This is a genomic window from Parendozoicomonas verongulae (assembly GCF_009711465.1).
Classification (GTDB): domain Bacteria; phylum Pseudomonadota; class Gammaproteobacteria; order Pseudomonadales; family Endozoicomonadaceae; genus Sansalvadorimonas; species Sansalvadorimonas verongulae.
Genome location: NZ_SMME01000868.1, coordinates 18504 through 39664 on the forward strand (window position 1 = coordinate 18504; position 21161 = coordinate 39664).

The window sequence follows — 21161 nt, forward strand, 5'->3', positions numbered from 1 at the left end:
ATGAAGCACATATACAAGCTTACGACACTGGCCTGTGTCTCACTGGTTTTGGGTGGGTGCAGCAGTTTCTTCGGGAAGAGTGGTTACATCCGTGACAAGGGTGGCGACTACATTAATGAAGAGATGACGCCAGCCCTCAAGGTTCCATCTTCACTGAATGTGGTGCAATCCACAGAATTTATGGTGATCCCCGAGATCTCTAACCATGTGAAACCCGTTGAAGGTGATGTGGTGCCTCGTGCAGATCGTCGTGTTGTGCGCGATGATGGCGATGCGTACCAGATTATTTCCGGACTGGATGGTCGCCATCTGATGGCAGAGCGTGCACCGGATGAGGTGTGGAGCCAGCTGGTACATTTCTGGGAAGCCAACGAGATTTCTCTGGCAGAACAGGAACCCCGTGAAGGCGTAATGGAAACTGACTGGGTGCAAATTAATGGCACGTCCAACCCTGGCCTGATGCGCCGCATGATGGGGCGGGTGCTTGATCTGGATAATTCCCGGGACAGTCAGGAAAAATTCCTTGTGCGTGTTCGTCAGGGCGTCCGTGCAGGAACCAGCGATATCCAGCTTCTGCATGCTCGCAGAGCCACCGGCTCTGACTTATCCACTCCTGTGGACTGGAACAGCGTGACTGACAGCAGCGACGCTCTGGAAAACGGTATGCTGAATGAAATGCTGGTGTTCCTGGTGCAGAACCGCGATGATGTCAGCGTTTCCCTGTTAGCCAAAGATCTCGGTGTGGGCGAGCAGACCAGCATTATTCGGGACGGTAACGGAAACCCGGTTCTCAAAATCGACCTCGGTTTTGCCCGTAGCTGGCAAGGTGTAGAGCTGGCCTTGAAAAAAACTGGCATTAGCGTGGTGGATAAAAACCGGAGTGCGGGGTTGATCTTCATCAACCTGCCAGCAGGCAACCTGGATGGCGATGAACTGGAAAAGAAGGATAGTGGCTGGTTCAGTGGCCTGTTCGGTTCCAGTGATGAAGACGAAGCCGCAGGAATGGAAGAGTACCGCATTCGTGTGCAGAGCGTGGGCAGTGCAACCCATGTAACGCTGGAGAAAAGTCTGGAGGCTCTGGCGACAGAAGAGCTGAGTCTTAAGTTCCTTGAGCGTTTGAGAGAAAATCTCGGATAAAGTGTGATCAAACAAAAAACCAGGCCCTGCGCCTGGTTTTTTGTTTTCATAAGTAAAAAAGGTGAGTGCGGCCAGTGTTGCTCACCCACGGCACTGGCCCCGGGAATAATCGTGAAGCTATATCAGGAGTGCTCGCGTATGTCTCTTGCAGATAAAATTCTGGCGGTAAATAACGACCTGCCCATTCGTACCAACAGCCCTGTTCACAGCGGTAAGGTGCGCTCTGTGTATTGGCTGACAGAAGACGATAGCCGCCGTTTGATTAAGGAGAAAGAGTACAACGTCGCTGAAGATACGCCGTTAGCTATCATGGTGATCAGTGATCGTATCTCTGCCTTTGACTGCATCTGGCACGGCGAAGGTGGTATAAACGGTGTGCCGGGTAAAGGCGCGGCGCTCAATGCTATCTCCAATCACTGGTTCAAGCTGTTTCGGGAGCAGGGGCTGGCAGACAGTCATATTCTCGATATACCTCATCCGCTGGTGTGGATTGTCCAGAAAGCCCGCCCTGTGATGATAGAAGCCATCTGTCGCCAGTATATTACCGGCTCCATGTGGCGTGCTTACGACAAAGGAGAGCGTACTTTCTGTGGCATTGAATTGCCTGACAACCTTGAAAAGAATCAGAAGCTGCCGGAGGTGCTGATTACCCCATCCACTAAGGGCGTGCTCGCAGGCATCCCGGGCATACCAGCTGTGGATGATGTGAATGTTACACGTAAGGATATTGTCGATAACTTTGCTGCCTTCAATTTCACCAAAGAGAGTGATGTTGATCTCTATGAAAAGCTGCTTAAGGATGGTTTTGAGGTTATCAGTCACGCACTGGCCGAGCTGGATCAAATCTTTGTAGATACCAAGTTTGAGTTTGGTTATGTGACCGATGTCCATGGTCAGGAAAAGCTGATTTATATGGATGAAGTCGGGACCCCCGACTCTTCCCGTATCTGGGATGGCCCATCCAGACGCAAAGGTAAGGTGATAGAAAAATCCAAAGAGAGCTTCCGTCAGCTGCTGCTCAATCACTTCCCTGACCCGGATATTCTCCTGAATAAAGACCGTATGGATGAACGGCAGGCACTAGCGCGGGATAATGCCTTACCCGAGAGTGTGCTGGTGGATATATCCCGTACTTATATTGATATTGCCGAAAAAGTGATCGGTGAAAAAATTACGTTGAGTGATAACCCCAAGGTGGAGATTGTGAACATTCTCCGGGATGAATATGGGCTTGTTGATTGAAGTGAGTTCCTGCCTGCTTGTATGACCTGGTGTCGTATAAGCAGGCTCTGATACCGCACCGGTAAAATGCTCTTATAAAGTTATGCACCGCGACATCTGTGATTAACTCTTTTTTTTAAACGGCCATGTTTTTCTAAGTATGGAAAAAATCCATAAATAATGTGGTTTTGCAAGCAAAGCTTACGTATTTCTACGTGTTTATGCACAAACTAATGGTGAAAGTTGTCTTATGTCAATACTTTCTGGGGGAAACTTTAAAAATATCCTTTAACTGCGTAACCTATTGAAAAATAAGCAAAAAAACTTCTGTATAAAAAACGTACAATTTGCTGGAATGCAAGTAACTGCAAGGGTTCTGGAACTATTGCAATTGGATATCCACAAAGTTATCCACTGATATGGTGGATAAGAGTTATTAACAGAATAAAGTCTGTTTTTGAGGTTAGATAAGTGCCGTTGTCAAGATTTTTTCAGTACAATTTCAGCTGTTAATAGAATATTTTGTGAGATAAAAACTCCATGAATGATCGCTCGGTACACGACCATGGACAAGCAACTTCAGAGGCCTTTATTCCTGTCGTTGAGGTAACTGCCACCAACCTGAAGGCAGAGGTGCTGGAGGCGTCTCAGCACGTACCTGTGCTGCTGGATATCTGGGCAGAATGGTGTGCTCCCTGCAAAGCGCAGCTGCCGATACTGATGAAACTGGTAGAGGATTATCAGGGCAAGTTTCGTTTAGCCAAATTGAATGCGGAAGACCCAGATCCTGCAACCGGGCAAATGGCACAACAGTTGATGATGCAGTTGCAGGTACGCAGCATTCCCACTCTTGTTATGATTCATCAGGGGCAGCCAGTCAAGGTTCTTACCGGTTTGCAAAAGGAGAGTGACCTCCGTGCCTTATTGGATGAACTGACCATGAGCCCTGCGGAATTGATTCAGCAACAGATTGATCAACTGATTGACGCAGGGCAGCCTGAGCAGGCTCTGGGGCTTCTCCAGCAGGTGCTTGAGGATGAGCCGGGTAACACTGCTTTGCAGGTGTTGCAGGCCAAACTGCTGCTGCAGCTGGGGCGTATAGACGACGCTCGTAAAGTGATTGCTGCTCTACCAGACGATGCACCCGGCGCCGGGCAGCCTAAGGCTAAGCTGGCATTTCTGGATATGGCAGAAGGCTTGGAACCTCGCCCGGTAGTGGAACAAAAGCTGGCAGCTGATGAATCTGATCTGGAAGCCCGCTATCAACTGGCTGTGCATCAAGTGCTGGATGATAACGAGGAAGCAGCCTTTGAAAGTTTGCTGCTGATTGTGCGTAAAGACAGAAGCTTCCGCGACGACGGTGCACGCCTGCTTATGCTGAAAATCTTTGAGCAGAAAGGCGCGGCAGACCCTGTCGTTCGCCGGTACCGTAATCGTTTATTCAGTTTGATGCACTGACTTTATACCGATAAGCTTCCTTCCCCTTCTCTTCAGATTGGCGAGTGGGGGAGGATTAAAGTTGAGCCACTTCCTGTGTATAACGCCTTCGCCAGATTAACAGCCTGTCTATCTCTTCGAGCATAATATTGAAGAGTGGCCCGCAATTTTTCAGCCCTTCATCTTCTTTTAAGTTACGTTTGAGGTGTAACTCCAGCTCCTGACAAGCCATCCGCAGAGGTCGTGTCCCGCAGTAGCGCGCGGCACCGTGAAGTTTATGGACTTCTGTCAGCAGTGCCTCGACGTCGTTTAATTGTTGACTGCTCAACAAGGCTTCCCGCGTCTCTTCCAGCGTACCAAGCAGCATACTTAAAAGCTCATCAGCCAACTCTTCACGCCCTCCTGCCAGTTGTATGCCTTCTTGCCAGTTTACCGGCAAATTACGAGTGCCCTGTGGCTTTATTTCAGCCCAGTAGGAAATGGTATGAAGGAGTTGCTGTTCACTCACAGGCTTGGTGAGGTAATCATCCATACCAGCATGGGTCAGCTCTCTTTTCTCCTCTGCCAGAGCGTGGGCTGTGAGAGCAATGACTGGCAGATGATGACCGTCTGACTCCTGATCTCCGCATACGAGGGTGGTTTCCAGACCGTCTATTCCCGGCATCTGAACATCCATAAACACCATGTCGTAAGTGTGTTGAGAGATCAGATCCAGTGCATCAAAGCCGGATGCTGCCGTATCGGTTGTAATACCTGCATCTGTAAGAAGAGTATGGAGAAGTTTGCGATTGGGTTCGTTGTCATCCACTGCCAAAACTCTCAGACCTTGCTGTGCAATGGATGAGGCTGTTTTATCATAGGGGTGATCCAGTGACTGTCTCTCGGGGCAGATGCGTGTCAAGGCTTCCTGCAGGCGTTTTTGTGAGAGAGGATAAGAGATGGCAGCTATACGATCTTGGTCGAGTATGCCAGAGAGCTTTTCTATACGTTCAGCGGCTGTGACCATCACAATGGGGCAGTTGTCCGGTATGTGCCGGATGTCTGTTATGGGTTGATCCCCCATAACCACCAGAGATGGTTTGTTTTTCTCCAGTTGTTCCGGTGAAGGTAAATTGTCCAATGCAGACACTTGATATCCTTCGCTTTCCAGCAGCAGGCACACGCTCTTTCTCGTCGAGCTTTTCGCCTCTATAACCAGTGCAGTTCCACAAGGTATTGGTTCAATAGGAATAAACTGCGGGTTCAGGGGCAATCGTAAGGTAAACCAGAAACGTGCACCTCGTCCGGGTTGGCTGTCGAAACCGATAGAGCCCTGCATTTGTTCCACAAGGCTTTTACATATTACCAATCCCAGCCCTGTACCATTGGTATTGCGATTCCGGGATGAGTCTACCTGAGAAAACGCTTTGAACAGTTTTCGGGCATCCTCCGGATGAATACCGATACCCGTATCCTTCACGCTAATATGCAGATTGGCATGGGTGTCTGAGTGTTTGTCACTATGTACCTGAATTACGACAGAGCCTGAATCGGTAAACTTAATAGCATTGCTGATGAGGTTGGAGAGAATCTGCTTCAAACGATTTGTGTCGCCTGTCAGGTGAACAGGTACGTCATTGGGTACAATGGCTGTCAGTTCTAACTTCTTTTTGTTTGCACAAGGGCTGTTCATGGCCAGTACATCGTCAATGACTGTACGCAGATTGAGAGGGCTTCTTTCCAGTACCAGTTTGCCTGCTTCCAGTTTGGAAAAGTCGAGAATGTCATCAATGATAGCCAGCAGCGAATCAGCTGCAGTGGTAAGCGTGCGCAGGTGCTCTCTCTGGGAGTCTTCCAGCTGTGAACGCATAAGCAGCTCGGCATAGCCGAAAATACTATTGAGAGGCGTACGCATTTCATGGCTCATATTGGCAAGAAAAACAGTTTTGGATTTGTTGGCCTGCATAGCCCGCTTACGGGATAAATCCAGCTCGGCGTTGTTCAACTCAAGGGTTTCCATATTCTTTTTCAGCTCATCGGCCACCATCTCCACTTCGGCCCTTGCATCCCTGTAGCTGATCTGGAGTTTGGCTAGCAGGATGTTGAGGTTGCGGATAAGTACATTGAGGTGAGGGTTGTAGCTGGGAGGGATACGGGCCGTTAAATCATCCACGTTAATCTGGGACAGCGCAGTGGTAATACGCTCAAGAGGGATAGAAATGCTGTTACCAAGACGAAGGCTGAAAACCGTTGCCAGTAGAAGACACAGTGCGCATATCAAGCTGCCCAGCAAAATCCATTGGTACTGATTCACCAGGTTGGCATTGCGGTCGAACTCCAGCTCCAGCCAGAGGCCCTGATGATCCGGGTGGGAGGTTGCAAGCCGGGTGGTAATAAGAATACTACTGTTGTCTTCCAACTGTTGCGGCCGTAGTACGGGGGATACTGCCCAGTCTCTCATTTGCAGAGGGGGGCCAGCATCATGCAAGGCTTCACCACGACTGTTACTCACTCGCAAGCTGCGTAAACCTTCGTGCTGAAGGGATACCCGTGTAACTCTTTGAATGGTGATACGGTCGTTCATGTCCAGAGCAGCAGCAAGCAGGAGTGAAAGCTGGCTGCTGGTTAAGGATACTTTTTTCTCAAAGATGATTTGGCTTTGGTGCAGGGACAGGAGTGTTGATAAAACGCCAAAGCTGAGGGACAGTGCCAGTATGGGGATCAGGCCGGCTTTGAGGATGTGGTTTTTAAGGCCCCGGTACATGTGGGTCATAGCAACATTCTACTATTCGTTATTCTTCTAGTTATATGAAAAAGCATTATACAAATCTTTCGCCCAATACCGTTACTATGGCCGTCAAAATTGAAAACAAGACATTGATATGACCATTGATTCTTACCCCACTATCGAGTCTCTCATTGGAGGGACTCCGCTTATACGCTTACAGCGGCTCGGGCCAGCCGACAGAAACAATATCGTGCTGCTGAAACTGGAAGGGCAAAACCCCGCAGGTTCCGTGAAAGACAGGCCAGCACTCTTCATGATACAGGAGGCGGAGCGGGCCGGGCGCATTTCTCCAGGCGACACACTTATCGAAGCGACCAGTGGCAATACCGGCATTGCCCTGGCCATGGTGGCTGCTATTCGCGGTTACACCATCAAGTTGATCATGCCGGAGAATATGAGCGAAGAACGTAAGACGGCGATGTCAGCCTACGGTGCAGAGCTAGTACTGGTAACAAAGGAAGAGGGCATGGAGGGCGCGCGGGACCTGGCGCTCGACATGGAGGCAAGAGGAGAGGGTGTTGTGCTGAATCAGTTCAGCAACCCTCACAATACGCTGGCCCATATACGGGGTACCGGCCCGGAAATCTGGGAACAAACCCAAGGGCAGGTGACTCACTTTGTCAGCTCTATGGGAACGACGGGTACGATTGTTGGTACATCAACCTTCTTGAAAGAGAAGAACCCGGATATAGAAATTATCGGCCTGCAGCCTGCAGATGGCGCCAGCATCCCTGGTATACGGCGTTGGCCCAAAGAGTATATGCCGGCTATTTTTGATGCCACCCGTGTGGATAAAGTGATGGATGTTCTGCAGGAGGATGCAGAGAACACTATGCGCGCTCTGGCCAAAGAAGAAGGTATTTTCTGTGGTGTCTCGTCTGGTGGCTCTGTATCAGCGGCACTGGCACTGGAGCGGACTGTAAGGGATGCAACTATTGTCGCCGTGATCTGCGATCGCGGTGATCGTTATCTCTCCACCGGTGTGTTCACCGAGCCTGCTGAACGGTAACTGGACGCGCCGGTGCACTGCGGTCCGGCGAGCCTCATAGTTATTGGAAGAGGCTTACCCAAGACAGAATCCCAATAAGGCTATACAATGCAGCTCTTTTCTCTGTCTGTTCCTTTCCATGCACATCAAGCGTAATCAGTCTTCCCGCTCCGGCGGTTTTCGCCGTACCGGTACAGCGTCCCAGCGCAGCGCCAGCGCCCAGAAAAACGGCCCTCTTGAGGTTGTCATCAACTCTCTGACCCACGATGGTCGCGGTGTTGCCAGAGAGAAAGGGCGGGTCGTGTTTGTTGAGGGAGCTGTACCCGGCGATAGGGTGAAAGTTCGCCTGATCAGGCAGACATCCAAACTGACAGAAGGTGTTATCGCCAAAATTCTTGAACCATCTTCTGACAGAGTGGAACCGCCATGCCCCTGGTATAGCCAGTGTGGAGGTTGCAACCTGCAGCACCTCAAAGCCGAACGTTTGCTGACAATCAAAGAGCAGACAGTGCTTGGGCAATTGAAGCGCTTCGGCGATTTTGAGCCGGACAATCTTGAGGCTCCTCTCACCAGCCCGGAACTGGGTTATCGTACTCGTGCACGCCTTGCTGTACGCTGGTGGAATGGCAAGCTGCACTTTGGTTTTCGGGCGTCTGGCAGCAAGGATATTGTGGCGATTGAGCGTTGCGCCGTTTTGGTACCGGAACTGTCCCGCCTGCTGCCTTTGCTTCGTGCCACTCTGGAGCAAGGCCAAAACAAACGCGCGGTGAGCCATATCGAACTGGCTGCTGCTGAGAATGGGCACGGCGTGTTGCTAAGAACTGTAGCCAAACTGCCAGACGAAGATCGGGAAAGCTGGTTGAGTCTGGCCCGGGAACACAACTTGCACCTGTATCTACAGCCGGAATCAAGCTCGGATTCTTTAACCTGTGTTCATGCTCCTGATAACTCAGAGGCTTTGCACTACACGTTGTCTCAGCAGAATGTAAAGCTGCAGTATCTGCCTGTTGATTTCACTCAGGTGAACACCCATGTCAATGAGAAAATGGTTACTCAGGCCTTAGAATGGCTGGATTTAACAGGTAACGAGCAGGTGCTGGACCTGTTCTGTGGTATGGGCAACTTTACCTTGCCACTGGCCAGAGCTTGCCGCAAAGTTGTGGGTGTGGAAGGTGTTCAGGCGCTGGTAGAACGGGGTGAAAAGAACGCTCTTTTGAATAATATTGAAAACAGCAGCTTTGCCAGAGCGGATCTGGCTGCAGAGCCAGGACGCAGAACCTGGCTGGACGAAAAATATGATGCCTTGCTGCTCGACCCGCCCCGCACCGGTGCGCTGGACATTCTCCAGCTGATGGGCAAAAGCCTGCCGAACAGGATTCTGTATGTGTCCTGCAACCCGGCAACACTGGCGCGGGATGCTGGATTTTTGAAAGAGCAGGGCTACCGTTTGTCACGTTTTTGTGTGATGGATATGTTCCCCCAGACAACCCACGTAGAGAGCATGGGATTGTTTTTGAAGGGTTAAAAGCTACCAGAGGTTAAAGCGGAATCCTTATGGTTAAGGTGCGTGAAGATCACCCGGTCACACCGGATGGTGCGATAGATATCAACTCCTGGCTGACCAAACAGAAAAGCCACGTCACCCTCAAGGACGAGCAGGCTGTGCGTGATGCTTGCGAAATGGCCCGGGAAGCAGCGATGCGCCCTGGAAAGGGGAGTGTCTGGTCTGATCAGCAGGGGTTGCTGGCCATTGGTTTGCAGATGGCAGATATTCTGGCGGAACTGAAGCTGGACCAAACCTCCCTGATTGCTGCGGTGCTGTATCGTACCGTGAGGGAGCACCGCCTGAGTCTGGACGTGATTGAAGACCGCTTTGGCTCTGAGGTAGTACGCCTGATCAAAGGTGTTCTGGGTATGGCGGTGATCAGCGCCATTCAGAACCCGGCTCGCACTCAGGTGCTGGGGCAGCAGCAGGATCAGCTGGAGAAAGTCCGCAAAATGCTGGTGTCTATCGTGGACGATGTGCGGGTGGCCTTGATCAAGCTGGCGGAACGGACCTGTGCGATTCGTGCCGTGAAAAATGCCGACCGTGAGCGTCGTCAGCGAGTAGCCCGGGAAGTGTTTGAGATTTACGCGCCTCTTGCTCACCGTCTGGGTATCGGTTATATCAAGTGGGAGCTGGAAGATCTGGCGTTCCGCTATCTCAAACCCCAGGATTACAAAAAGATTGCCCGCCTGCTGGATGAAAAGCGCCTCGACCGTGAACAGTATATTCAGGACACCATGGACAGCATCCGTAATGCACTGGCTGCTGAAGGGATTACGGCTGAAGTCAGTGGTCGGGTAAAACACATCTACAGTATCTGGCGGAAGATGAAGCGCAAGGGCGTGGAATTCCGCGAGCTGTATGATATCCGCGCCATGCGTATTTATGTAGATCAAGTACAGGAATGTTATGCCGCATTGGGCATTGTGCACTCCCTGTGGAACCATATTCCCAAAGAGTTTGACGACTACATTGCCACCCCAAAAGAGAATGGCTATCAGTCTCTGCACACAGCCGTTGTAGGGCCATCTGGGAAAACTCTGGAAGTGCAGATTCGTACCCATGCCATGCACGAAGAGGCAGAGCTGGGCGTATGTGCCCACTGGAAATACAAAGGCACCGACACCAACAGCGAAAGCGACAGCTACGAGGAGAAGCTCAACTGGCTGCGTCAGGTGCTGGACTGGCAGGAAGAAATCGGTCAGGGCATGGAAGGACTGGCGGACCAGTGGCGTCTGGATGTGGAGCCGGATCGTGTGTATGTATTCACACGGGATGGCCATGTGGTGGACCTGCCCGTTGGCGCTACGCCTATTGACTTCGCCTATCGTGTGCACACAGAGGTGGGCAATAAGTGCCGGGGAGCCAAGGTCGCAGGCCGTATTATTCCCCTGAACAGTCAGTTGAAAACCGGCGATCAGGTGGAGATCCTTACCGCCAAAAACGCTACCCCGAGTCGTGACTGGCTGAACTCTAACCTTGGCTATGTTGGCACCAGCCGTGCCCGGGCGAAAATTGTCAGCTGGTTCCGTCAGCAGGATCGAGACTCCAATATCTCGGCGGGTCGCGGCATGCTGGAAGCAGAATTCAAGCGGATGGGTATTTCAGGTGTGGACTTTGCCGCACTGGCGCATTCCATCAAACTGCAGGATGTGGATGAGATGCTGGCCAAGGTAGGGGCTGGTGATCTGCGGACTCTGCAGGTTGTTCATGCTGCCCAGCGTTTGATCGAACCGGAGAAAGAAAAAGATACATTCGTATTCAAACCTCGGCCCAGCAAACAGGTGCATGGCGATGGCGACATCAGTGTAGAAGGTGTTGGTAATCTGATGACTCAGATGGCCAGGTGCTGCCACCCTGTGCCCGGTGATCCGATTATTGGCTATATCACCCTTGGGCGCGGTGTATCTGTTCACCGTATGGATTGTACCAATGCACTCCAGCTTCGTGAGCAGGAACCGGACAGGGTGATTGAGGTGAGCTGGGGACAGAAGCAGGAATCCACTTACCCGGTGCGTATTGTGATTGATGCCTATGACCGTCCGGGGCTGCTTCGCGATATTACTGTTGTGATTGCCAATGAAAAGGTGAATGTGCGGGATATGAGAACCAACACGAATCTGGCAGACAATATGGCGAAGATGTCGTTTGTTCTGGATATTTCCAGCCTTGAAACACTGGGTAAGGTGTTAGCAAAGCTCAATCAGTTGCCTAATATTCTGGATGCCCATCGGGATCGCCAGACTGTGAAGACTGCCTGATAGCTTGAGTGCTGCTTTGCGATGAAACAAAATCAATACACCCTTAATGACCTGCTGGCCATCATGGCTCGTCTTCGTGATCCTGAAACCGGCTGCCCCTGGGATAAAGCGCAAACCTTCCGCACGATTGCGCCCTATACCCTTGAAGAAGCCTATGAAGTGGTGGATACCATTGAACGGGATGATATGGCTCACCTGAAAGAGGAACTGGGGGATTTGCTGTTTCAGGTGGTGTACCACGCACAAATGGCGAGTGAGCTGGAGCAGGGAGCTTTTGATTTCTCCAGTGTTGTACAAAAGCTGGCGGAAAAGCTTGTACGACGCCATCCTCATATCTTTCCAAATGGCTCACTCACACAAACAGATACTCCTGAACTGACGGCAGACGAGGTAAGGGAGGCCTGGCAGAATATTAAGGCTCAGGAGAAAGAGCAAAAAGAGAATGCCTCTTTATTGGATGGCATCTCTAACAACCTCCCTGCTCTTGTTATTGCACAGAAACTGCAGGACAAAGCTGCCAGAGTAAACTTTGACTGGCCTGATGTACGTCCTGTTATCGCTAAACTCAAGGAAGAGATTACCGAGATAGAAGAAGCGATTGAACAAGGCGATCAGGACGCCGTGGCTTCGGAAGTAGGGGATTTTCTGTTTGCAGCAACCAATATGGCCCGACACTTGAAAGTTGATGCGGAGCAGTCTGTACGGGGCTGTAATCAGAAATTTCGTAAGCGGTTTGCCTTTATTGAACAGGCTGTTTTAGCGCAGGGTAAAGAGATGAAAGATTGTACTCTCGAAGAGCTGGACCGCTTTTGGGATAAAGCAAAAGAAGCGGGTTTTTGACTCGATCGTGCGGAAAAGACGCCACATCATTATGCAAGAGCAATAGTCCGGATACTTACTGGCAGGATAGCTAAACACTTCGATTATACCTTTCTCCAAGACTGTTTTGTGATTGGGTAAATATTTCTAGAGGACGATAAAAAACAAGGCATTTCTTGGCATAAGACAATGTTTTTCTCTCTGCCTAGTTCACTATGTAGCACTACGTAAAAACGAAAACTTATTTGGTCCGTACACCCGCGGCTGATAGGTTGGTATGCCACGATGTGGACATGTGAAATAGGTAGCCATACCTAGAGCTGTACTTGAAACAGCCTAAGGTCGAAATGGAAGAGAAAGGGCAGTATTCATGCTGGAGAATTTCGGATCATATCTGAAAAAACGGCGCAAGGAAGCCGGTCTGACACAAGATCGGCTCGCCATGGCTTTATCATGCTATTCACCGGTTTTGTCCGGTATTGATTCCGTGACAATCAGTCGCTGGGAACGTGCCACCACAGAGCCCACGGGCGAACGTCAGCGTCAGGTGATTGCATACTTCCATGATGACGTGGAAAAGATATTTCCGTTCCGTTCCAGCCGCTCCCAGATTTTGACCCCTGATCAGTCAATGGAATATTTGACTCGTCATTATCTGAATTCCCCCAAGCTGGGACACAAGGTGGGTACCTTTCCTGAGCAGGAGGGGCGGCGCTACCGGCTGGAAAATCTGACGGCTGCCCCAGAGCATCACCCGTTCCTCGATATGATTACAGAGTATGATGATGCTATTTATGAAAGTTCTGTATCCACCGACAGAAACCGGCTAGCGGGCTGGGTAAATCGCTGTAATCGACTCAGCATTGTTTGCCGTAAACACAGCCATTACTTTGGTCATGTTGTTGCGTTGCCTCTCAAGGAGGAAGTGTTCTGGCAGTTGATTCATGCCAAGCGAGAAGAAGCCTCTATTGCTCTGGACGATATTGTTTCCCCCCACGAACCCCACTGCCTGTATATCTATTCGCTATACGGCGCAAGTCGTTTGGCCGCAGGCCGACTGATTATGGAAATCATCCGTTACCTGGGCCGCCACTACGACCATGTGAATTATATCGGCGGTTTGTGTGCCACCAGTGATGGGACTCGTCTGGCGCGTTCTTTCCATCTGGAGCCACAGGACGTTGGGCCATCTATGCCTAATGGTGCTGTGCGTTATCAGGGGAGGGAAGTGAAATTTGTGACTTACGCTGCGCAGCTGGCCCATATCCTTGAAGATCCGGGCCTGCGCAAGCTGTTACCTTCCTGATGACTCTTCTTTGTCGTCTTTTACAGCCGCGTTCTGACGAATGCGGCTCAACATTCCCCTCAGAATATTTATCTCTTCCTGCTCCGGGCGGGCGCGGTTAAAGAAGCGACGCAGTTTGGTCATGATCTTGCCGGGGTGTTGGCGAATGATAAAGTGAATATCTCCCAGAGCCAGTTCCAGCTGCTCGTAGAACAACTCCATCTGACGAGTATCAGGATAAGGTGCAGCATCCTCTGTCTCTTCCTGTTTCTCTTGCTGGGCCAGCAGAGCCTGACGCACCTCGTAACAAAGAATCTGAACGGCAGATGCCACATTCAGTACCGGGTAATCCGGATTGGCATCAATAGAGACATGGAAGTGGCACTGCTGCAGCTCCTCATTGGTCATCCCGGACGTTTCCTGACCGAACACTAAGGCTACTTCGCCAGTTTTCGCCTCTTTCACAAGTTTCTCGCCACACTGACGGCTGGTGAGCATCGGCCAGGGAAAGCTGCGGCTTCGAGCAGATGTGCCAATCACCAGATTGCAGCCATCGATAGCCTCTTCCAGAGAACTGACTACGTCTACGTTATCCAGCATATCCGCAGCCCCGGCCGCCATACTGGTGGCAATGCTTTTAGAATCACCGTGGGGCCACTCATTGGGGTCCGCCAGAACCAGTCGGGTGAGGCCCATGGTTTTCATGGCGCGCAGGGCCGATCCAATATTGCCCGGGTGCCAGGTGCGAAGCATTACGATACGGATGGAATCAAGCATGGGGAAGCTTTCAGATACGAAAAAACCGGAGATTATACGTGAAATCTCCGGTTGGGTGAGTGTTTCGAGAAGAGTTAGAAGATCATTTTAGCGATCAGCACAATCACCGGAAGAGTGACAACAGGCCCTAAGCGTCAGCCAGAAACTCTTCACTCAGATGCAATTCCTCGTTGGAATTGATGCTGATACCGCTTTTCAGAACAGCTTTGGCAATGCTTTTAGCATCATCCAGAGAGTGCATAGTATAAGTGCCGCACTGGTATTCATTCAGTTCAGGAATATCATCTTCACCGGGAACCTTCAGCACATCGTTCATAGATGCTGTCCAGGCGTCTGCAACCTGTCCTTCAGCGGGAGTACCGATCAGGCTCATATAAAAGCCAGTGCGACAGCCCATGGGAGAGATATCAATAATCTCAACACTCTCGCCATTGAGATGGTCACGCATAAAGCCTGCAAACAGATGCTCCAGAGTGTGGATGCCACGCTCTGACAGCATGTCTTTGTTTGGAATGGTGAAGCGCAGGTCGAAAACGGTAATGGTGTCGCCACCGGGAGTTGTCATGGTTTTGGCAACTCGTACGGCGGGTGCCTGCATGCGGGTGTGGTCAACACGGAAACTATCGAGCAAAGGCATACTGCGGCTCCTTATTATCACAGCCAGAGCGGGGGAAGGCCGCGATTATACGCAGTCTGTCTGGTTGGTGACAGAACTCCATTTCAATAATTGACGGGAAAATGCGTGATCACTCCTAATGTGCTGCCGCCTCTCTGCTTGGTAATGTACACGACACTTACACGGTAATAGAGAAGGTCTTCAGTAGTGACCAGAGAGAAGAAACCTGTTGGTATTATTGGCGCAATGGATCAGGAAGTTGATCAGCTGCGCGCAGCACTGGAAAATAGGCAGGAAATGTCTCTGGGGGGCGTAACCTTTTATCAGGGTGAGCTGGACGGCACACCCGTTGTTCTGCAGAAGTGCGGTATCGGCAAAGTAAATGCTGCTATCGGGACCACGATTCTTATCGATCGTTTTCAGCCATCCGCTATTTTGAACACTGGCTCTGCCGGTGGTATGGATCATTCCTACAACGTGGGTGATGTGGTGATTTCCACAGAGGTGCGTCACCACGATGTGAACGTAACCGCCTTTGGTTACGAGTTCGGTCAGGTGCCGCAACTGCCACCGGCCTTTATGCCCTGTGATGATCTGGTGAAAAAGGCTGTGAAAGCCTTGGAAGGGTTGAAAGAAAAAGAAGAGGGAAAAGATTACCGCATTGGCCAGGGTCTGATTCTGACGGGCGACTCCTTTATGCAGAGCGCTTCTCAGGTAAATGTGGTGCGCGAGCGTTTCCCGGGCTCTACCGCTATTGAGATGGAAGCTGCTGCTATTGCGCAGGTTTGCCATCAGATGGGTGTACCGTTTCTGGTGATTCGCTCTCTGTCTGATATTGCTGGCAAAGAGTCCAACGTAAGCTTTGACCAGTTTCTGGAAACAGCAGCGACTCACTCTGCAGATATGATTCAGGCGATTGTGCACCAGATTGCGCTGGACGCCACTTCCGATCGGGAAGCGGCTTAGTAACTTCCAAAATTCTCACATTTGTAAATTTAATAAGTAGTATTGAGTAAATCAATTGGAAGGGTAGTGAATACACACTAGGTACAAAGCCTGCAGATGCGTACAATACATGCCCTTTAGATTTTGTGTTTATAAAGTCAAGCAGGTATTGAATGCATAAGGAACGGGAACAGGTATTGCAGTCCTGGCTCCAGCTCCGTCAGGCAGCGGTTCGTCCATTGATTGGTCGCACTGTGGCTTTTGGATTTGGCCAGTATTTTTTTGTGGTCATTCAGGCAGCTCTGCTGGCCTGGATTATTGATCAGGCAGTGATGGGGGGAACCCCGGCCGCGGATCTTATCCTTCCCTTTGTATTGCTGATTGGCTGTGGATTAGGGCGTGCCCTGTGCGCAAGAGAGCGAGAGCTGGCCGGTCACAGGGCCGGCGCTGAACTGCGTCAGGGTCTGCGCAGTGAGATTCTGGATAAAGTCTCGGCTTCCGGCCCGGCCATTCTTGCAGACAAACAAGCGGGCAGCTGGCTCACCCTGATTATGGAACAGGTGGATAATCTTCACGATTACTATGCCAGCTACCTGCCCCAGATGATGATGGTGCGGGTGCTGCCTGTGCTCACTGTCATTCTTGTGGCACCTTTCAGCTGGGCCGTGGCGTTAATACTTTTGTTTACGGCACCACTGATTATCCTGTTTATGATTTTTGTCGGGAATCGTGCTGCTGCGGCCAGTCGTCGTAATGTGCAGGCGCTGTCCCGCCTCAGTGCTCATTTCCTCGACCGCCTCCAGGGTCTTTCCACCCTCAAACTCTTCGATCAAAGCCAGCAGGAAAAACAAGCCATTGCTTCGGCTGCTGAATCTTTCCGTGATAAGACCATGCAGGTTTTGCGCATGGCGTTTCTCTCATCAACGGTGCTGGAATTTTTTACAGCGGTGTCCATTGCCATGACCGCCGTGTATCTGGGGATGAGTTATCTGGGCCATTTGAACTTTGGCTTTTGGGGTAACCACCTGACGCTGTTTACCGGCCTGTTTCTGTTATTGCTGGCCCCTGAGTATTACCTGCCTTTGCGGGATCTGGGCACTCACTACCATGCTAAGGCTGACGCCATTGGTGCAGCAGATGATATTGAAACGTTTCTGAAAGAAGCTCCTTCCGAGTTAAGCGCAGGTGAAACACAATGCCCTGCGCAGCAGGCTGCAGGGATCTCTTTTCAGAACGTGTCTGTCGTGACAGCGAGCGGTCGTCGTATTCTCGATGATATTTCCTTTGATATTGCCCCTGGAAAACGGCTGGCCATTATCGGGGAATCTGGTGCGGGAAAAACCACTCTGCTGAATGTGCTGCTCGGGTTTATGCCCTATGAAGGGACGGTACTGGTGAATGGTATTTCTCTGCGTAACCTCAATCTGGAGAGCTGGAGACAACAGGTGGCATGGCTGGGGCAGAACCCTCAGTTATTCCACGGTACGTTGAGGGAAAATATTGTGCTGGCCGCCCCTGATGCCAGTGATGGGCAGGTGAATGAGGTGATAAAAACCGCTCATATCAATGAGTTTCTGGAGCGTCTTCCCAAGGGTTTAAAGAGTGTTATCGGTGATGCTTCCGCCGGATTGTCTGTTGGGCAGGCGCAGCGTGTGGCGTTGGCCAGAGCCTTGATCAAACCTTTTCAACTGTTGGTGCTGGATGAGCCAACGGCCAGCCTCGACAGTCGCAGTGCCAGCATTGTCAGCGATGCCGTGGATGCTTCAGCGGCAGGGCGAACGATTGTCACTGTCAGCCACCATCCGGAAAGCCTGACTTCTGTTGATACCATCCTGATGCTGAAAGATGGCCGTGCTGTGGCCTGCGGTTCCAGGCATGAACTGTTGGAAACAAGCACAGAATTTCAGCATATGAGTAGCTACTGGCAGCAGCTCAATACGATAGAAACCAGAGCGTTTGAAGACAGCGAAGAGGTGACTTATGTTTGAGGCATTACGAGACCTCTGGCCTTATCTGCGCCTCACTGGGCACTATGGCGGGCGCTTTACGGCTGGCTACCTGCTCGCCCTGGCGACCCTCGTGGCCAGTGTCGGCTTGCTGGCTTTGTCTGGCTGGTTTATTACAGCCACAGCCATTGCCGGATTAAGTGTCGCAACGGCTCAGGTGTTTAACTTTTTTACTCCCGGTGCCGGTGTGCGGGGCTTTTCCATTGCCCGGACGGCAGGTCGTTACGGTGAACGGATTGTGACCCACGATGCAACGTTTCATCTGCTGGCTGGTTTGCGAGTCTGGTTTTTTGAAAAGGTGGAGCCTCTGGCTCCCGCCGGGTTGAGGCGTTTTCGTCAGGGAGATTTGCTGAACCGGCTGGTGGCTGACATTGATACCCTTGATGGCCTCTACTTACGGTTGATCAGCCCACTGATGCTGGCTGTTATGGCAAGCCTTGCGCTGGTGATTCTCAGTGTCATTTTCACAACAGATGTCGCTTTGTTTCTGGCTGTTGTGCTGGGTGTGATTGTACTGGTTTTGCCAGGGTTGTTTTACCGTTTGGGCAGTAAACCCGGCGATAACCTTGCTCGTACACGGGGGGTGCTGCGTACCCGCCTGCTGGACTTTGTCTCCGGTCAGACAGAACTGCACCTCTCCGGAGCCACTGGTCGTTATCGCGCGCGTATTGAGGAGGCAGAGCAGCAGGTATTCAATGACGAGCAGCGTATCGCCAGTGTCACAGGTTTTTCCCTGTTTCTGGTTACGCTGCTGACAGGTGTCACCGTAGCGGGTGTGCTCTGGCTGGGAATACTGGATAAGGAAACCACAGGGCTGGCTGGCCCACTGGTCGTGATGCTGGTGTTAGCCACTCTGGCAGCCTTTGAAGCTATTATGCCTTTGCCCGGTGCCTTTCAGATGCTGGGGCAGACCCGTCGCTCGGCGGCACGGCTGACAGAAGTCGCGGAGCAGAAACCCGCTGTCGTGTTTCCTCGCGCTTCCCAGGGTACGGGTGAGCCCGATATCCTGTCTGCAGGCAGGCTGGAACTCACCGGTATTCACTTTACCTATCCAACCAGCGATCCGGTTTTACAGAATTTTAACCTGACCCTGGAACCGAATGAGCGAGTAGCACTCACAGGCCCAACCGGTTGTGGTAAATCCACCATCTTGCAGTTGCTGAGTCGGGACTGGCCCTGTGATGGCCAGATTATGCTGAATGACAGCTTGCTGGACAGTTATTCGGAATCTGATCTGCGCAGACAAATGGCCGTTATGCCTCAGCGTATTCACCTGTTCAGTGCAACACTACGGGATAATCTGCTGATGGCCTGCACACCTGAAATGCCAAAGCCCAGTGATGAATCCCTGCTGGAGCTGTTGGAGGAGGTCAGGCTGAGTCATATCGCACCGGAAGCGGAATTGCTGGATATCTGGCTGGGGGCCGCAGGACAATCTCTCTCCGGAGGGGAGCAGCGTCGCATAGGGCTGGCCCGTGTACTGCTGCGCATGCGTGATCCTGAGTGTCGTTTTGTTCTGTTAGATGAACCAACCGAAGGTTTGGATCCCGATACAGAAGGGCGCATGATTGCAGTGCTGAATGAGGAGCTGCTGGGGAAAACCTTGCTGGTTGTCACCCATCGCCCTGCGGCACTGGAGCTAGTTGAGCGGATTGTCGCTGTTAGTAGCTGATTGAGCTGAAGGCCGGTGGAGCATAAAGCTCCACCGCGTCTGTCGCCTATATAAGGTTCAAGTTGCCTCAGCATTAATACGATGGAAGTCGATATGCTCTTCTTGCACGCCGGCCTGGGGATCATTGAATACATCAACATCCAGCATGCCTTCTGACTTTGCCACCACGCAGGTCACCGCACAGTCACCGGCTACGTTCATGGCAGTGCGGGTCATATCCAACAGGCGATCCACCCCCATAATCAGTGCTACACCTTCCAGCGGCAGGCCAACCTGCTGCAACACCATAGCCAGCATGACCAGACCAACGCCGGGTACACCGGCCGTTCCAACTGAAGCCAGTGTAGCGGTCATAATCACAGTAAGGTAATCACCGGTGGTTAGAGGAATGCCGTAAGCCTGTGCGATAAAGACAGTTGCCACGCCCTGCATAATCGCTGTGCCATCCATATTAATAGTGGCACCCAGCGGGATAGTGAAAGACGACACACGGTTAGAAACACCTAAGCGCTGGGTCACGGTTTCCATAGTGACAGGCAAAGTTGCATTACTGGATGCGGTGCTGAAAGCAAACATCATGGCATCTTCCATTTTCTTCAGGAAGATACGCGGGCTCAAACCACCTGCAAGCTTCAGCAGGGAGCAGTAGGTGATCAGCAAGTGTGCAGCCAGAACGCCCAGTAGCAGTACAAAGTATTTGGCAAGGTTGCCGATGGCGCCAAATTCGATGGTAGTGAACAGGTGGGCCATCAGTGCGAACACACCGTAGGGCGCCACATTCATCAGCAGGGCGACCAGTTTCATCATCACTTCATTCAGGGATATAAACAGGTCGGCTACCTTTTGGCCTTTTTTGCCCGATGCGGCAATAGATATGCCAAACAGCAGCGCGAATACAATAACCTGCAGAGTATTGCCACTGGCCATGGACGCAATAGGGTTGCTGGGGAACATGCCTATCAAGACTTCGCTCAGAGCAGGTGCGGGCTTGCTGGCAAAGGCATGGGTGGATTCCAGGTTTGCACCAACACCTGGCTGAACCAGCAGGCCACCGAGTATTGCCAGTGTGATAGCAATGGCTGTGGTTATCAGATAAACACCAATGGTTTTCAGGCCCAGGCGACCAAGGGATGTTGCATCACGCAGGGAGCAGGTACCACACACCAAAGAGGTGAAAATCAGAGGGACAACCAGCATCTTCAAGCAGGTGATGAAGATTTTTCCAATCACCAGAAAAAGACCATCGGTGATGTAGGTGTGTACGAAAGTGCTATTTGAGAAGACGTTTCTTGAAATCAGGCCGAGGCTTACGCCCAGTACCATGCCGATAAGAACTTTGGACGTCAGTGATAGGGTATTCCAGCGTCGAATTGCAGGCATTCAGTCTTTCCTTTATATAAGTTGGACGAAGCCATAAGTCAGGTCTGTATCAGAAAGCCGTAAAGAGTCAGCGGCCGGCACGGGATGGGGTTAACCTTCGCGTGACGCCGGTGGCTTATCAGAGCCTGAACTATGGGTTCGTAAGGTCCGTTCGGAGGAAAGTGCTTTGAAGGGTTATTTCTTTCCGGAGGGTCAGCAAAAAAACGAGGCTGACGGTGATCTAAAAAATGCAGATCTAAAGACAAAGTTGCCGAACGGTATGGATTTTGTAAGGCTGACTTTGGGCAAAATATCAGGAGGGTCT

The 21161-nt window shown here is 51.3% G+C and carries 15 protein-coding genes; 11 read left to right on the plus strand and 4 right to left on the minus strand.

Translation table 11 applies throughout. From position 1 onward, the window contains the following. From bamC to E1189_RS19590, 3 genes are all read left to right on the plus strand, one after another. The gene (gene bamC / locus E1189_RS19580) at window positions 1-1137 is read left to right on the plus strand and encodes an NlpB/DapX family lipoprotein (protein ID WP_155162697.1); all 1137 of its coding nucleotides are present in this window, start codon (window positions 1-3) and stop codon (window positions 1135-1137) included. Window positions 1138-1275: 138 nt separating this feature from the next. Further along, window positions 1276-2379: a phosphoribosylaminoimidazolesuccinocarboxamide synthase gene (locus E1189_RS19585; RefSeq protein WP_155162700.1), complete on the plus strand. Its 1104-nt coding sequence runs from the start codon at window positions 1276-1278 to the stop codon at window positions 2377-2379. Between the two features lie 519 nt (window positions 2380-2898). Then, window positions 2899-3816: a tetratricopeptide repeat protein gene (locus tag E1189_RS19590; RefSeq protein ID WP_155162702.1), complete on the plus strand. Its 918-nt coding sequence runs from the start codon at window positions 2899-2901 to the stop codon at window positions 3814-3816. Window positions 3817-3871: 55 nt separating this feature from the next. On the opposite strand, the gene E1189_RS19595 is transcribed toward E1189_RS19590, so the two are convergent. Beyond that, complete coding sequence (locus E1189_RS19595; RefSeq protein ID WP_155162704.1) at window positions 3872-6547, minus strand: response regulator; 2676 nt, start codon at window positions 6545-6547, stop codon at window positions 3872-3874. 109 nt (window positions 6548-6656) lie between these two features. On the opposite strand from E1189_RS19595, the gene cysM reads away from it, so the two are divergent. The 5 genes from cysM (at window position 6657) to E1189_RS19620 (ending at window position 13482) form a co-directional block, all read left to right on the plus strand. Then, window positions 6657-7571: a cysteine synthase CysM gene (gene cysM, locus E1189_RS19600; RefSeq protein ID WP_155162707.1), complete on the plus strand. Its 915-nt coding sequence runs from the start codon at window positions 6657-6659 to the stop codon at window positions 7569-7571. Window positions 7572-7689: 118 nt separating this feature from the next. Then, on the plus strand, window positions 7690-9075 hold the full coding sequence (gene rlmD, locus E1189_RS19605; RefSeq protein WP_155162709.1) for a 23S rRNA (uracil(1939)-C(5))-methyltransferase RlmD: 1386 nt from the start codon (window positions 7690-7692) through the stop codon (window positions 9073-9075). Window positions 9076-9104: 29 nt separating this feature from the next. Continuing rightward, window positions 9105-11357 (plus strand): GTP diphosphokinase, encoded by a 2253-nt coding sequence (gene relA / locus E1189_RS19610; protein ID WP_155162711.1) that lies wholly within the window; start codon window positions 9105-9107, stop codon window positions 11355-11357. 21 nt (window positions 11358-11378) lie between these two features. Then, window positions 11379-12197 carry a nucleoside triphosphate pyrophosphohydrolase gene (mazG, locus tag E1189_RS19615; protein ID WP_155162713.1) on the plus strand — a complete coding sequence of 273 codons (819 nt, stop codon included), beginning with the start codon at window positions 11379-11381 and terminating at the stop codon, window positions 12195-12197. A gap of 421 nt (window positions 12198-12618) precedes the next feature. Then, window positions 12619-13482, plus strand: a complete 864-nt coding sequence (locus tag E1189_RS19620; RefSeq protein ID WP_155162715.1) for a hypothetical protein — start codon at window positions 12619-12621, stop codon at window positions 13480-13482. On the opposite strand, the gene trmJ is transcribed toward E1189_RS19620, so the two are convergent. Further along, complete coding sequence (gene trmJ, locus E1189_RS19625) at window positions 13471-14238, minus strand: tRNA (cytosine(32)/uridine(32)-2'-O)-methyltransferase TrmJ (RefSeq protein WP_155162718.1); 768 nt, start codon at window positions 14236-14238, stop codon at window positions 13471-13473. The two genes, E1189_RS19620 and trmJ, sit on opposite strands and share 12 nt — an antisense overlap. Window positions 14239-14365: 127 nt before the next feature. Further along, the gene (gene luxS, locus E1189_RS19630) at window positions 14366-14875 is read right to left on the minus strand and encodes an S-ribosylhomocysteine lyase (protein WP_155162720.1); all 510 of its coding nucleotides are present in this window, start codon (window positions 14873-14875) and stop codon (window positions 14366-14368) included. Window positions 14876-15061: 186 nt separating this feature from the next. On the opposite strand from luxS, the gene mtnN reads away from it, so the two are divergent. From mtnN to cydC, 3 genes are all read left to right on the plus strand, one after another. Next, window positions 15062-15820: a 5'-methylthioadenosine/S-adenosylhomocysteine nucleosidase gene (mtnN, locus tag E1189_RS19635; RefSeq protein ID WP_329602133.1), complete on the plus strand. Its 759-nt coding sequence runs from the start codon at window positions 15062-15064 to the stop codon at window positions 15818-15820. A gap of 152 nt (window positions 15821-15972) precedes the next feature. Further along, complete coding sequence (gene cydD / locus E1189_RS19640) at window positions 15973-17787, plus strand: heme ABC transporter permease/ATP-binding protein CydD (RefSeq protein WP_155162722.1); 1815 nt, start codon at window positions 15973-15975, stop codon at window positions 17785-17787. Continuing rightward, on the plus strand, window positions 17780-19477 hold the full coding sequence (gene cydC, locus E1189_RS19645) for a heme ABC transporter ATP-binding protein/permease CydC (protein ID WP_155162724.1): 1698 nt from the start codon (window positions 17780-17782) through the stop codon (window positions 19475-19477). Before cydD ends, cydC begins: the two co-directional genes overlap by 8 nt. Window positions 19478-19534: 57 nt before the next feature. Here cydC and E1189_RS19650 read toward each other — a convergent pair whose 3' ends face one another. Beyond that, a complete protein-coding gene (locus tag E1189_RS19650) occupies window positions 19535-20857 on the minus strand; it encodes a dicarboxylate/amino acid:cation symporter (protein ID WP_155162726.1) in 1323 nt (440 codons plus the stop codon). Window positions 20858-21161: the final 304 nt, after the last annotated feature.